Origin of the sequence: Gottfriedia sp. S16(2024), from assembly GCF_050473765.1 — a bacterium.
GTDB lineage: Bacteria > Bacillota > Bacilli > Bacillales > Bacillaceae_G > Gottfriedia.
Genome location: NZ_JBFLUO010000001.1, coordinates 3,546,698 through 3,561,495, shown reverse-complemented (window position 1 = coordinate 3,561,495; position 14,798 = coordinate 3,546,698). Strand labels below are relative to the sequence as shown.

Annotated in this window: 15 protein-coding genes; 2 read left to right on the top strand and 13 right to left on the bottom strand. The window is 30.7% G+C overall.

Features of this window, described 5'->3' with window-relative positions; genetic code table 11:
* Positions 1–198: 198 nt before the first annotated feature.
* Positions 199–477, bottom strand: a complete 279-nt coding sequence (locus AB1282_RS16760) for a hypothetical protein (protein WP_429899592.1) — start codon at positions 475–477, stop codon at positions 199–201.
* 120 nt (positions 478–597) lie between these two features.
* The gene (locus tag AB1282_RS16755) at positions 598–984 is read right to left on the bottom strand and encodes a hypothetical protein (RefSeq protein WP_056477049.1); all 387 of its coding nucleotides are present in this window, start codon (positions 982–984) and stop codon (positions 598–600) included.
* A gap of 276 nt (positions 985–1,260) precedes the next feature.
* Between AB1282_RS16755 and AB1282_RS16750 the strand changes: the two genes are divergently transcribed.
* Together AB1282_RS16750 and AB1282_RS16745 are read left to right on the top strand one after the other, a co-directional pair.
* Positions 1,261–2,484 (top strand): MFS transporter, encoded by a 1,224-nt coding sequence (locus AB1282_RS16750; RefSeq protein ID WP_429899591.1) that lies wholly within the window; start codon positions 1,261–1,263, stop codon positions 2,482–2,484.
* A 135-nt stretch (positions 2,485–2,619) separates the two neighbouring features.
* Positions 2,620–3,114, top strand: a complete 495-nt coding sequence (locus tag AB1282_RS16745) for a hypothetical protein (protein ID WP_056477043.1) — start codon at positions 2,620–2,622, stop codon at positions 3,112–3,114.
* Positions 3,115–3,571: 457 nt separating this feature from the next.
* Here AB1282_RS16745 and AB1282_RS16740 read toward each other — a convergent pair whose 3' ends face one another.
* The 11 genes from AB1282_RS16740 to AB1282_RS16690 all read right to left on the bottom strand — a co-directional run bounded on the left by AB1282_RS16740 (position 3,572) and on the right by AB1282_RS16690 (position 14,760).
* On the bottom strand, positions 3,572–3,871 hold the full coding sequence (locus tag AB1282_RS16740; RefSeq protein ID WP_056477040.1) for an SMI1/KNR4 family protein: 300 nt from the start codon (positions 3,869–3,871) through the stop codon (positions 3,572–3,574).
* A gap of 230 nt (positions 3,872–4,101) precedes the next feature.
* Positions 4,102–4,362: a DUF1294 domain-containing protein gene (locus tag AB1282_RS16735; protein WP_056477037.1), complete on the bottom strand. Its 261-nt coding sequence runs from the start codon at positions 4,360–4,362 to the stop codon at positions 4,102–4,104.
* Positions 4,363–4,384: 22 nt separating this feature from the next.
* The gene (gene ybaK, locus AB1282_RS16730) at positions 4,385–4,861 is read right to left on the bottom strand and encodes a Cys-tRNA(Pro) deacylase (protein ID WP_429899590.1); all 477 of its coding nucleotides are present in this window, start codon (positions 4,859–4,861) and stop codon (positions 4,385–4,387) included.
* Between the two features lie 36 nt (positions 4,862–4,897).
* Positions 4,898–5,833 carry an EamA family transporter RarD gene (gene rarD, locus AB1282_RS16725; RefSeq protein ID WP_429899589.1) on the bottom strand — a complete coding sequence of 312 codons (936 nt, stop codon included), beginning with the start codon at positions 5,831–5,833 and terminating at the stop codon, positions 4,898–4,900.
* 25 nt (positions 5,834–5,858) lie between these two features.
* Positions 5,859–7,298 (bottom strand): MDR family MFS transporter, encoded by a 1,440-nt coding sequence (locus AB1282_RS16720; RefSeq protein WP_429899588.1) that lies wholly within the window; start codon positions 7,296–7,298, stop codon positions 5,859–5,861.
* A gap of 116 nt (positions 7,299–7,414) precedes the next feature.
* On the bottom strand, positions 7,415–7,933 hold the full coding sequence (msrA, locus tag AB1282_RS16715) for a peptide-methionine (S)-S-oxide reductase MsrA (RefSeq protein WP_390311453.1): 519 nt from the start codon (positions 7,931–7,933) through the stop codon (positions 7,415–7,417).
* A 243-nt stretch (positions 7,934–8,176) separates the two neighbouring features.
* Entirely contained in the window at positions 8,177–9,889 is a 1,713-nt protein-coding gene (locus tag AB1282_RS16710; RefSeq protein ID WP_056477025.1) for an FTR1 family iron permease, read from the bottom strand.
* A gap of 9 nt (positions 9,890–9,898) precedes the next feature.
* The gene (gene efeB, locus AB1282_RS16705) at positions 9,899–11,149 is read right to left on the bottom strand and encodes an iron uptake transporter deferrochelatase/peroxidase subunit (RefSeq protein WP_056477022.1); all 1,251 of its coding nucleotides are present in this window, start codon (positions 11,147–11,149) and stop codon (positions 9,899–9,901) included.
* A gap of 1 nt (position 11,150) precedes the next feature.
* A complete protein-coding gene (efeO, locus tag AB1282_RS16700; RefSeq protein WP_056477020.1) occupies positions 11,151–11,999 on the bottom strand; it encodes an iron uptake system protein EfeO in 849 nt (282 codons plus the stop codon).
* Between the two features lie 290 nt (positions 12,000–12,289).
* The gene (locus tag AB1282_RS16695) at positions 12,290–13,597 is read right to left on the bottom strand and encodes a D-arabinono-1,4-lactone oxidase (RefSeq protein WP_429899587.1); all 1,308 of its coding nucleotides are present in this window, start codon (positions 13,595–13,597) and stop codon (positions 12,290–12,292) included.
* On the bottom strand, positions 13,585–14,760 hold the full coding sequence (locus tag AB1282_RS16690; RefSeq protein ID WP_056477014.1) for an amino acid deaminase/aldolase: 1,176 nt from the start codon (positions 14,758–14,760) through the stop codon (positions 13,585–13,587). Before AB1282_RS16690 ends, AB1282_RS16695 begins: the two co-directional genes overlap by 13 nt.
* Between the last annotated feature and the right edge of the window lie 38 nt (positions 14,761–14,798).

Sequence of the window (14,798 nt, the reverse complement as noted above, 5' to 3'; positions counted from 1 at the left end):
CTCCTTTGTAATTTCTTCCTTTATTTTTCTCTTGAAGGATACTCTTAATACCTATATGATAAAAGAAAGGAACCCATAATTTGGATGCCTGTATGTTAGCAGGAATTATGTTTCTTTTTGTTGGATTAAATAAGTTATATGATATAAGATTACCAACTTAATCTTCAACTATCGCATCTCATTAGTTGCATAAGTTCTTTAATCACTAATGTAAAACCAAATTAAGTCTTTGCGAAGTTCTTCAAGAATTTTCTTTTCTCCAAGTGAGTTTGGATATACATCAGAATATTCATACACATTATTTTCTGCTTCAGTTAAACTACTTGCAGTTTCAATGATATATGATTTTAGTTCATCACAATAGTTTACTTTATAATAAGCTCCTTTTAAAAAATAGTTTAAGACATTGTTCACTTTTATTTTTTCAAATCCTAATTCAATCATTAAAGTATCGATTTTCTCTTTATTATTCTTCATTTTTTTCTCCTCAAAAAATAATCTCCAAATGGTGGGAAAAATACAATACGTTAGTTAAATCAGCCTTTAGAAATGTCCAAAATGAACTTGCGAAACTATTATTTATAAAATAATGGAAATTTAACAATAATCGCCATTTTCATCTATTCCAATTGGAAAGTAAGGCATACCATTCATTAATTCAACTAATTCATAAGGGTCTCCATCATTTGAAAGCCAGTCAATAGTAAAGACCTTAGGGTTAATATATTCATCAGAACCATTATTTTTGTAATTAACATTTAAGTCATTGCATTTTAACCAATATTTCCTAAACACTGCAATAACTCTTCCTGAACAACATATAGGGTCAAAATTCCCAATAATATAATTCTCAATTTCTACCTCTGATTTTCCTTCAATTAACATTTTTTCTCTAATAAAATCCAATTTATCTTCTTCAAATGAGACAGCTTTATCTAGTTCTTTTACATATTCATCAAATAAGTTTTTATAAGTATTATTCATTTTTATCCCCTATGTAATAATTAACTTTATGAAAATTTTAATTTATTAATTCAAATTCAACAATACCCTTCTTATTTCACTAATCTATTTCTATTTAATCCTTTTCTTGAGTCACTAACCTACCATTTAGCTGATTAAGCACTACGACACCCCAATTAATCGATACCTATAAACTACTTTTTCTATTTTTATTTCGATTTTACATAGTCTTTTTTAACTATTGATGAGATAATAAATTTTGTCGAATTATATTAGGTTAAATGGGGAGAAATTTTTATGTGGAAAAACCGAAACGTTTGGATCGTGTTGTTCGGTGAATTTGGAGCCGGTATAGGTCTTTGGTTCGGAATTATCGGAAATTTAGAATTTATGCAAAAACATATACCTTCTGATTTCTTTAAATCGTTAATTCTTTTTATCGGTTTATTAGCAGGAGTTATTTTTGGTCCGTTAGCTGGGAGGTTAATTGATCAATATTCAAAGAAAAAGATTTTATTAATTAGTGGTTTAGGTCGTACGTTAAGTGTGATTCTTATGTTTTTCGCAATACAATACGGAAGTATTATTTTCATGGTCTTATTTTTAGTTATGCTACAAATTTCTGCTGCATTTTACTTTCCAGCGCTTCAAGTTGTCATACCAATGATTGTGAAAAACGAACAGTTATTAACTTTAAACGGTATTCATATGAATATTTCTACAATATCAAGAATTGCCGGAACTTCAATTGGTGGTATTTTAGTTGTATCAACTAGTCTCACAAATGTATACGGAATGAGTATGTTAGCATATGCATTTTTATTTTTAATGACGTTCTTTTTACGAATTGAAGAACCATCGATCAAACCAATGAATGTAGAAAAAACAAATAAATCTAAAACTGACAAAGGATTTGCTGAAATATTTGCACTTATTAGAAAAAGTCCAACAATCTTAAATTTATTTATCTTGAACTTAGTCCCGGTACTATTCCTTGGTGGATTTAATTTAATGGTAATCGAAATAAGTGATATTCAACATGATCCTTCAATCAAAGGCCTTATTTATACAAGTGAAGGTATCTCATTCATGATTGGAGCATTTGTCATTAAACGATTAACAATAAAGTATACGAATAAACAATTACTATACTTTTCAACTTTTTTAGTAGCTTTTGCTCAGCTATCACTTTTCTTTGCAGATCACCATTGGATGACACTTATCTCATTTGCAATTTTCGGATTTTCAGTTGGTTGCTTCTTTCCTGTTTGTTCAACTGTTTTCCAAACTTCAATTGACAAATCTTATCATGGTCGACTTTTCTCATTTAGAAGTATGTATGACCGTGTAACATTTCAAATCGTACTATTAAGTACAGGATTATTTTTAGATACAATTGGTTTACAATATATGGTTTTAATATTTGGAACGGTTTCGCTCTTAATTCTTGCTAGATTATTGTATAAAGATAAAAAATCTAAAGTAGAGTTAGTGAACGAAAATCAAAACTTATCAATGTAATTAAAGAGGCTGTCTCAGAAGTCAGGTTAGCTGACACTGGGGCACCTCTTTTTTTTATTAAAACTCCTATTGTAATGGTAAAAAAAGGAAATTAATCATTAATGTCGTATATGTACATAGGGGAGATGATATCAAATGAAATATATACAAAAAGTTTCTGTAATTATATTAATTACAATTTTATTATGTGCGTGCCAATCAAAGTCTGATGATAAAATTTTAGAAATTCCAAATTCAAGTGAATATGTTATTTTAATGGTTCAAGGTGTTAATAAAGGAGTATCCTCTGAGAAAACATCAATGACTATAAAGGATAATAAAAAAATTGAAGCGTTTATCGAAAAAGTAAACAAAATGGAAGTAGTTCAGCCTTCAAAAGAAGAATTAATGAAGAAAAACAAAGAATTAAATAACAAGGGGAATTACTTCTTTGTATTGTCGGATAAGGAATCAATGGACAATAAAGTATATATAATGAATTTTTTTAAAGATGGAAGGATAATTTTTCAAAAGCCAAATGGAAAGAAAGTAACTTCTAATGGCCAAGGGCAAGAAATGATGTATTGGTCAAAGGAAAAACATCCAGAATTACTTACTTATTTAAAAAATCAATTAAATATAAAGTTTTGATTTTCATAAAAGGTCGAAAACTTAAGTTTTAAGCCATATCAATGATATGGCTTTTTTGTTCCATTTTAACTATAACTAAAGCAAACTTTTACTTAATAGAAGTAATTAGGGGTATCTCAACACCGCTTTTCGTTTGTAGGTGATTTATTCGATCTTTTTTTAAAAGAATGAATAGATTTTTATTAGATTTAGTAAGAATTCAAACTTTTTTACTAGTTTCTTATTCATATCAACTATTTTAAAAATATAAGGACATAATACCCTAACTGGTATAGGTAATTATTTTTTTTATTTGCGATTTTCGAATTTTTATTTGCAGTTCACTGTTTTTTTGCAGCTTTTCATCATTTATTTGCACAGATAGATTACTTATTTGCAAATTACACTTAACTACCCATAAAATACAGGGGTCCCATCCATATTTCAGCTTTGGAACACCCTTAGTTTTTATAAAAACTCAATATCCATATGCAGCTAAAAATTCATTCAAACTTGAATACAGTGTTACGACTTCCCATTTTCGTTCAAATTCATAAGTAGTGCATACTTCCCCTGATTCCTCGTTGATAAAAATAACATCATCCGTTTCGTCATCGAAGCCAATTATTAACCAATTTTCTGGCCATTGTATTTTTTTACTTAAGTCCTTTTTAGCCTCATTTAAATCTTCTTCTTTTATAAAATAGATTGTCATATTTTCATTTGAGACTTCATCTATATCTATTCCTTTAATTCTTGTAAACCATTCGTTTTGCATTTGTTATTCCCCATTTCCAATAAGAAAGCCTGCATCAACCAAGTGATCACAGGCTAACTTTTTTACTTTTGTGCTTTTTTTGATTCAGATAAATTTGATTTATCTTCGTAGTTTGGTTGTTTTTGACCGCCGTTATTTTTTCTTCCACCATTTCCACGTCCCATTTCTTTCGCCTCCTTAATTTGTCATAAAAATATTTTATACAATTAAGGTAAGACTATCCCACTAAATTACAGGAAGAAAAAATAGACTACAAATTGGATAAATAGGATGATCCAATAACCAAAAACAAATTTTGGATGCTTTGTTTTATGTCTAAAATAATACATTCCTAAAATTGAACCAATCGAACCTCCGATAATTGCAAATAAAAATAATATGCGTTCAGGAATTCTCCATGCTTTTCTTTTTGCACGTGACTTATCAATTCCCATAATTGCAAATGAAATAATGTTTATGATTACTAGATAAAACATAAAATACCCTACCATTTAGATCCCTCATAAGACTCGTTTATTTTGAAATTTTTGCTATTTTGCTTCGAGTTGTTTGTATTAAATCTTCTGCATTCAATTGAAGTTGTATACCTATTTTTCCACCGCTAACAATAATCTCTTCTATATCATTAACAGATTCTTCAATGAAAGTAGGGTATTGCTTTTTCATTCCAATCGGTGAACAGCCACCTCGAACATATCCAGTACTTGCTAAAAGGTCTTTCACTGGTAATAATTCTACTTTCTTTTCTCCAGCAGCTTTTGCGGCTAATTTTAAATCTAATTCTTTTTCAACTGGTATGACAAATACATAAATCGCCTTGGATTGACTGATTGATACAAGTGTTTTATAAACAAATTCGGGAGCTTTATTTATTTTTTTTGCTACAGAAACCCCATCAATTTTCCCATCATTCGACTCATAATTTAAGGTTGTGTAGCTAACATTTTTTGAATCTAACATTCTCATTGCATTCGTTTTACTAACAGCCATTTTTACTCCTTTCAATGCTACAAAAATAATATATTTTTAGGCAGATATTGATTGCTTCTTATTTCGATTTTTAAGTTTTTGTTCAATTGATTTCATAAACGGTGTAGTTGAGATCGCAAATACGACACATGCTAACCAAATAAATGAAAATGAGATAAAGTCTTTCTTTGAAAAACTTTCATCGTATAATAAAATCCCTATTAATAAACTAATTGTTGGTGAAATAAATTGTAAAAAACCAACATAAGTATACGGTATTAATTGTGCTGCTTTACCGAAAAATAATAAAGGAATAATTGTTACTAAGCCAGCACCTACTATTAATAATTGCTCAATTGGTGCACTTTGTACAAGTCCTGCTTGGCCTTTATAAGCTAGGAAACCAAAATAAAGTAAGGCTACTGGAAAAATTAATAATGTCTCTATTGTAAGGCTTAAAAAAGAATCGATATTTAAAATCTTTTTCAATAATCCGTAAAAGGCAAATGTTAAAGATAATAATATTGCTACGATTGGTAATGTACCTGACATGATTGTTAAATATCCTACACCTATTGTTGCTAAACAAACTGAAACGATTTGCCAAATTGACAATGACTCTTTCAATACGATCACACCAAGTATAATACTAACTAATGGATTAATATAATAGCCTAAACTTGCATCAAGAATATGATTTGAATTGACTGCCCAAATATAGATTAGCCAATTGGTACTAATTAATAGTGAAATAGCAATCATTGAGACAAATACTTTTTTATTACTTACAATCTGCTTCCAAGTTATTTTAAATTGCTTTAATTTTTTTGTAAGAAGAATGAAAAGTATTAACGTTACAAAAGACCAAATAATACGATGTGTTAATATTTCAAAAGGAGAAATATCTTGAATTAGTTTCCAATAAATTGGTAAGACACCCCATACCACATACGCGAGAACACCGTACAAAATCCCTTTAAGTGTGTTGTTCATTCTCTCCCAGCTTTCTTTTTCTATATTAGTGTGCTATTTCAACGTTTTTTTCTTCAGATTGTTCAGACGGTAAAAATAAGACGAAAATAAACGTAATAATACTAAATACCGCCATAAATAAAGTGATGATTTCAAAACCAGCCGTTACAGCTTTTACTGTCGAAAGATGATTGATTTGATTTTGAGCATTAAGAACTAATTTATGACCATTCAAAACTTCGGATGCCTTAATCGTAAAAATGGTTCCTAACACAGCAACTGTAATTGTTTGGGAAAAAGTATTTAAAAAGGAATTTGCGGCAATTGCAATACCCCGTTGGTTCATTCCTACAGCTGATGAAATAAGGATCATATAAATTGGAAAAGATAACCCAAAGCCAAGTCCTAAAAATGCATTAAATGGATAAATTAATAGTTTCGAATCATGGAAAAAGTTCATCCCTAATGCACCTATAATACATAAGAAAGCTCCTATTAGGATAATGTTTTTTGCCTTCATTTTCTTAATGAATCGACCAGATAGAAACGAACCTAATGTCCAAGCAAATGAAAGAGGAATTAACATTAAACCTGACTGTGTCGGACTTAAACCAAACACACTTTGATTATAAACAGGTAAATATACCTCAATCGATATTAGAAGTGCATGTGCGATAAACATTGCTGCATATGTTACGACTAAATGACGGATTTTGAATAAAGATAGTGGTAATAATGGTTCCTTTGCTCTTGTTTCAATAAAAAGAAATAACCCAAATAAAATGATTGCAAATGCAAAAAGGAATAATAAATTTGGAGAAGTCCAGTTATGTTGCTCTCCTCCTACTACTAAAGCATATAAAGCAGATAAAGTACTTAATATAAAAAGAATGGACCCTAAATAATCAATTGAAATTGTTTTTTTACGGTCAATTTTTTGATGATAATATTTCCAAAATAGAATAATAGAAATGATTCCAAATGGAAAATTAATAAAAAAGATATAACGCCACGAAATAAAGTCTACAAAAAACCCTCCAACTAATGGACCAATTACACTTGAAACTGCCCATACCGCACTAATATACCCTTGCACTTTAGCTCTTTCTTGGTAAGGATACAGATCACTTATTACCGTCATTGTTAAGGGTAATGCAGCTCCAGCACCTAGCCCTTGAATTGTACGAAATAATATTAATTGACCCATATTTTGTGAAAAACCACATAAAACTGAACCTAAAATAAATAAAATGATGCCAAACATTAATAAGTTTTTACGACCAAATAAATCCGATAGCTTTCCATAAATCGGTGTCGTTACAGTCATTGCCAACATATATGCTGCAAAAATCCAACTCATCAACTTAACACCAGATAATTCCGTAGTGATCGTAGGTGTGGCAGTAGTTATAATCGTCCCTTCAATCGCAGACAATGTAACAGCTACCAACAAACCGATTGTCACTAACTTCCGATTTGTTTCCATAGTATACCTCCATTCGAGAGCAGATTTAAGGATTGAATTTTATTAGAATAGATAAATATTCCTATGCTTTCTTAAAAATAATAGAAGCTCTAATGGAGCTTCTATTATTTCCTTGCCTACTTTTTCCAATTTGATTCAATAAATTCGTCTCTTCCAGACATCGCTCTGTCTTCTTTATAGTGTTTTGGATTTTTTTTATGGTAGTCCTGGTGATATTCTTCAGCCTCATAAAAAGTAGTTGCTTGTAATATTTCGGTTACAATCGGTTTCTTAAAAATATTACTTCCAATTAATTTTTCTTTTGATTCCATTGCTTCCTTAAGCTGTGAATCATTATGAACAAAGATTGCGGCACGGTATTGTGAACCTCTATCTTGGAATTGACCATCTGGATCTGTTGGATCAATTTGCGGCCAAAATAATTCTAATAGTTTTTTGTATGAAAATAATTCATCATCAAACGTAATTTGAACCACTTCATAATGACCAGTAGTCCCCTTTTTAACCTCTTCATACGTAGGGTTTTCTAGTTCCCCACCCATATAACCTGAAACAATACCATGTATACCAGGTAAATCCTCAAACGGTGTTACCATACACCAAAAACAACCACCTGCAAAAGTAGCTTTTTGAATCATTTTAAATCCTCCTTACATTACCTAGTTTACATAATATCATTATATGAAACCTTCATATTTCTTTAATCTTATCTTATCTCTTTTAAAAGAATTTTTAAATATTTTAGCTCATAATTTACCAATTTTTTATTATATCTATTCTGTAAATCTGATTAGATTATAAATACGCAGAATAGACGATAAAAAACAGACATTAATTGTCTATATTAATGACAATCATGTCTGTTTTCTTAACGTAAATTAAGCAGCAATTGATTTATTATTGTTTTTGATTCTTGTTCCAACAAACAACCAAATGACAAATAGTAATAAAATTAGTTGTGGAATGATACTTTCTAAGGAAGGATAAATCCCTAATTTAGGTATTGTTGGAAAAATAGTACTCATATGGTCAGGCAAGTAGCCAATTCCTTGTAATGCATGAATACTTTGACCAATGAATTTAAACGTCAAGTAATAAATACATAAACTTGCAATTGTAAAAAACGGTTTTAACGGAATGAATTTACTTCCTTTTAAGATAAAGATTCCAATAATAACAAGTAAAATGATTCCACCTGCAAAACCAGTAATCAATTCTTTCACTGTAATTGAAGAACTCATACCGATATAAAATACGACAGTTTCGGCACCTTCTCTAAATACAGCAAAAAATGAAAGTAAGCTTAATGAAAGTATTCCTCCGCCCGCAATTGCAGCTTTTGCTTTTTCTTTCATCTTACTACCATATTCTTGTTGACGAGATTGTTTATGCAACCATAACCCAACTGTCAACATGAAAAGAACAGCAATAAGACCAGAGATTCCTTCAATTAATTGATTGCTAATTCCAGCTGAGATTTTTGATAATAAGAACTGGAATAATAAACCGGCTACTAAACTAGCTAGAATACCAAAACCACCACCTACAAAGATCCACTTACGTGCTGATTCTTGATTACCTTTTGAAACTAATGCTAGTAAAGCAGAAATAATAATTAAAGCCTCTAAACCTTCACGAAATACAATTGTCCCTGCATCAAACATCGTATAAGATGTTTTCTTTGTAGCTAAGTTTAAATTGTTTTGAATTTCTTTTAATGTTTTCATAGTTGTAGCAGATTTAGGCTTTTCTGTTAACCTGGTTAGTGCAATGGATGTATCATTTTCAATTTTCTTATATAATTCCATTGAATTTGATTGAACCATTACTTCAACATAAGGCCAATCTTGTATAAATTCATTAAATGTAGTTTGCGCTTTTCCTGTATCATTTGATTCTACATAATTGATTGTTTGATTTAGTAGTTTAATTGCTTTCTCAATACTTACTTCTTTTGTTGAGTCACTACTTGGATTATTCAAAACATCAATTAATTTAGTAAAAGAATCATTTACTTTAGCAATTGAAGGATTTTCAGTAAACAAAGTTGACCTTGAAGTAATCATATTTGCTTCGATTGAACCATAAAATCCACTGTTTGCTTTTCTTACATCATTTTCTACTTTTGACCATTCTATTTCAAAAAGCTTATATTCAGATTGTGCTTTTGCCCAATTCGATTCATTTGATAAAGTTTTAACATTATTTAAATGAGATACTAGTTTAGTAAGATTAATTTGAGAAAGATCTTTTTTATCATTTGTATTTTCTATCCACTTTTCGGTTTCAAAAGCAACCCCGCGAATATCATCTTTTACTGTTGCAAGATCATTTTGGTCAATATCTTTAATCGCTTGGTCAACAAGCTTATTTAATTTTGACGTTTTTTTCTCATTTTTAATTAAATCTTTAATCGCTAATAAATCTGATTTTATTTTATCTTTTTCACCATTTTTAACTTCTGTTAACGAGTTACCAATATGTGAAAGTACTTGTTCTTGAATATCAGTTTCAGCAAATGTTTTATGAAACGGACTAATTATTAAACTAAAAAATAGTAAACTAGCTATTATAAGTATATTTTTTTTCATGACATTCACCTAGAGTAATCCTTCACCAATATATCTTCCATTCTTAACACCTGGGAAGCATGCAAAAACAGCACTACCATTATGCTGAATGTATTCATTCAATAAATCCATTTTTGCTAATTTATCTTGCATTGGTATAAATTGTTTTTCTAAGTCTCTTTGGAAACTAACAAATAGTAAGCCTGCATCTAATTTTCCCGTTTGGATATCTAGTCCGTCAGTATAAGAATATGATCTTCTTAAAATTTTTATTTTTCCATTTCCTCTTGCTAAAGCAACATGTGAATCTGCAGGAATTAATAATTTACCATTATCATCTGTTTTCTTTAAATCTATTTTAGAAAATTCATCTCTTTCACCAATTGGTGCACCAGTTGCTCTATGACGTCCAAATGTTTGTTCTTGATCTATTAAAGAACTACGATCCCATTCCTCAACACGTATACGAATACGTCTTGCAACTAAATAAGAACCACCAGTTAACCAAGCTGGCCCATCGCCGTTTTGTACCCAAATATGAGAATTCATTTCATTTTCATCTTTTGTATTTGGATTTCCAGTACCGTCTTTGAAACCCATTAAGTTTCTAGGTGTACTACCAGAAGGATCCGCTCCAGATGAACGTTGGAAGCCGTGCTGCATCCATTTTAAGCTAACAGTTCCACGTCCAATACGAATCAAGTTTCTTATACCATGAAATGCAACTTGTTGATCGTTTGCACAAACTTGAACTACGATGTCTCCACCATTCCATTCTTCTCTTAAGTTATCACCAGGGAAATGCGGTAAATCTTTTAACCCCGATGGTTTACTTGCTTGAATCGATAATCGTTCAAAAAATGTAGATCCAACTCCAAATGTAAATGTAAGTTTCATCGGTTGGAGACCTGTTGCCTCACCAGTATCAACCGGTGGAGATGAAGGAAATTCAGAATCTCCTAATTCTTTTCCTTCACTCATTAATGCTGATGCTTCCGTCCATTTTTTAAACAGTGTTTTGACATCTGCTTTTGAAGTAGTTTCTAGTTGAAATGACGCCAAATACATAAAATCTTGAGCAGGAGTAATAATTCCTTGTTGGTACTTTCCATAAAATGGCAGAATCTCCTTTGCATCCGCTTTTGCTGGTGAAAAGAAATTAGTTACCTTTTCAGTTGCTACTTCAATTCCAGTCGCACCGATCAGTAAGCCAGCTCCGCCAACTCCAAGAAGTTTTAGTGCATCTCTTCTAGAAACTTTATTCGTTTCTAATTTTTTCATATTATTTAACCCCTAATGTTGCCCCAACTTGAGAAATCGGTTCTGCTAATGCATCTACTTGTTGAGCCAATTTTTTTACTTCATCTTCTTTTAACTGTTTGTAATCAACGTATTGATCACCTTTTTTATAAGTATTTAAAGTTGTCATTAAATCATTGAATCTAGTTTCAATTGTTGAAGCTAAATCAGCATCTTTTGCTTTTAATTTATCAGATAATAATTGAACGATTTTATCTGACCCTTCCACGTTAGCTGCAAAATCAGCTAAATCTGTATGAGAATAACGTTCTTCTTCACCAGTAACCTTCGAAGATGATACTTCATTTAGTAATTCTACAGGACCAGTTACAAATAATACAGGATCAATTTCAGCTGTTTCTACTTTTGCTCTTAAGTAGTTAGCATCCTTCATAAGTTGTTCTGTATATTTTTCAAGACCTTTTGTTGTATTTTGAACCCAAAGAACTTGCTCAATTTTGTGGAAACCAGTCCACTCATTAGCAGGTACATCACCTTCACGTGCATCGATTTTTGGATCTAAATCACCGAATGATTCTGCTACTGGTTCAATTCTTTCGTAATATGAACGACTAATTGGATATAAACGTTTTGCTTCTGCCATGTTTCCTTCATTAATTGCATTAACAAACTTTTGTGTATTTGCTACGAACTCTTCAGTTTGAGAAACAACAAAATCTCTATAATTATTAATCTCTTTATCTAAATTTACTGTTTGTTCTACTTTTGAATCTTTTTTTACATTACTAGCTTCTTCACTTTTTTGTGCACAACCTGCCATCATTAAGCTTGTAGCAAGAGAAATTGCGATCATTGTAGTTTGCTTCTTCATGAAAATACCCCCGAAAAATCTAAATTAATATATGTAATTGATATTGATAACTTTTCTCATTACTTATCATAATACAATTGATAAATATTTTCAATTAGATTTTCATAAAAAATGACTGAAGCCTGTTCAGTCATTTAAAGCTATTTAGTAATGTACCTATTATTTAGACCAAGTTTTCTAATTAATTTCACTTAATGTTCGTATTTTTTATTATTAACTCTTTTATAATAAAGATATAAATGACTAAAACTATTAATCCATTATAAAGCAAGACATATAATCAACAACTATTATTCAATCTTAAATAATTTCTCTAAATAAGCATTCACAAAAATATTATTCTTATCTAATTGACTTCGAATCGTAAGAAAGTTAGATAATGATGGATAAGAATGATTTAGTTTTTCTATATTCATTGAATGCATTTTTCCCCAATGTGGTCTACCATTATAGCTTTGAAGAATTTCTTCTATCCTATTAAAATATTCTTGATGAGGCATTCCTTTATACATATGGATTGCGATATATGCTGAATCTCGCATCGAAGCAGGACTTATTAAAAAGTTGTCAGATTTTACGAATCGACATTCGATTGGGAAATGGACGTTAAATCGTTTATTTTTAATCTCTTCTTGTATTTCTAAAGTCGCATCATTCATATATTGTGCTGGAATACTATATTCCATTTCGTTAAATTTCACATTTCGAGTTGTTGAAAATAATTCATGACTCGGTCCGACCATTCTCGAATTTGGAACACTACTGCCACTTATTTTACTAATTTGATAACTACTTTTTGGAAAGTTTCTACTAAACTCACTTAATAACCAGAATGCTTTATTTTCAATCGTTGCTACTTTCCATTTCTCAAATTTAAATGAATGTTTCTTTGTTCTAGTTTCATTCATTACCTTTACTTGAACATTCTCAGAATAGGGAAATAAGTAAAACTCAAAATGTTCATTTTCTTTTTTCAAATTTAATAGATTACTATAAACTTCATCAATCATTACTTTTTTACTTTCATAACGATACGTATTTGCAGGTTTAATTCTAATTTTAAATTTAACAACGATGCCTAGCAAACCTAACGATACGCCAAGTGCCCTATAAATATCTGTATTTTTTGTCTTTGAACAATCTAGTAGATCACCTGATGGTAATACTACTGTCATCTCTTCGATTTGTGTAGATAAAATTCCATGTTCAATACCTGTGCCATGTGTACCCGTTAAAAATGCTCCTGCAATTGATTGAACATTTATATCACCTAAATTCTCTTGTGAATAACCTGATTCGTATAATTCATTTCCTAATTGCTCAAGCTTAGTTCCAGCCCAAACTTCGGCAATTTGTTCCTCTTTATTAATTGAAATAACTCCATTTAAATTATCTAGTGAAATTAAATAGTCGTTTGTTGAAATTAGTGGCGTAAAAGAGTGACTTGAACCTACTACTCTTATTTTCTTATTTTCCGAGCTAGCTCTTTTAACGAGGCTAACTACTTCTTCAATCGATGATGGGTAAAATACTTGATTCGGGATAAATTTTACACTTCCAGACCAGTTTTTCCATAACATACTTTTCATAGGAAGCACCCCCTATCTCCTCTGTATGTTGTGAACTGGTCGATGATCTTATTTTTACTGACTACATATAAATGAGAAAAACGCTCAGCAATTTCTCCAGACTTGCTTGGTCTAAATAAAATAGCTTCTCCTATTTTTAAATCTTCATGACCTGAATAAAAAACTGGGGTTTGAACTTCACCAGCACCTTCTAGTGGCAATAAAGTACAATGTTCTGGGGAATATGGAGTTGGTAATTTTTCTTTTCCTACAGCACCTGAAGCAATAAAACCTCCACTTGTGCATGTAAAAATCTTATCTGCTGGTTTTCGAATGATTGGTAAAGCAAAGCCAATTGACGGTTGATATTGAAAACTTCTGTATTCATCAAATAATGTTGGAGCGTAAAATCCTGATCCTACTGTTACTTCCGTTACCACTTTTTCCTTTGATGTCGAGTAAAGACTTCCAGTACCTCCACCATTTACAAATTCAAGGTGGTAGCCATCTTTTTCAATGTATTTAACAATTTCTCTTCTTTTTTTCGCAATTTCACCTAATGATTTCTTCTTTAAAAACTGGATTATTTTATTTTTCAAAAACCTATTTTTTGCATCATCTCCAACCCCTGCAATTTGTGCCTCATATCCCATAATTCCTTCCAAGCGCACATTCAAGGATTGCAATATATGTGTTAGTAACGGTACTAAATCCCTAGCTTCTTTAATTGGTGACCTTCTTACTCCAAAATGAAATCCTAAATATGAAGTACTCATGTCTACGTCGATACAAAGTGGAATAACAATCTCATTTTTTACTGCGATCTTTTCAATCAAACTGATCTGTTCAATCTGATCCACCATACAAATGATTTTTTTACCCTTTTTTATTTGTAATGCAATTTTATTTAATCCTAAGAGATCAACTGTAGGATAACCAATTAATAAATTATCAAAACCATTTTCAGCAAGAAAATCTGCTTCATGAGGGTTATAACACATTAGCCCCTCATAACAATCATTGCTCTCTAAAATATATTTTAAAACTTGTACACTACGAATTGATTTTGTAGCAATTCGTATTTTCTTACCGTTTGATTTAGTGGCAATATCATCCACATTTTGAACAAAAGCATCCCAATCTAAAAAAGCACATGGCATAGACAACTTAGAAAAAACCGATCGATCGACCATTTATTCACCTATCCCGTAGCATTTTATTTTTATTTTAT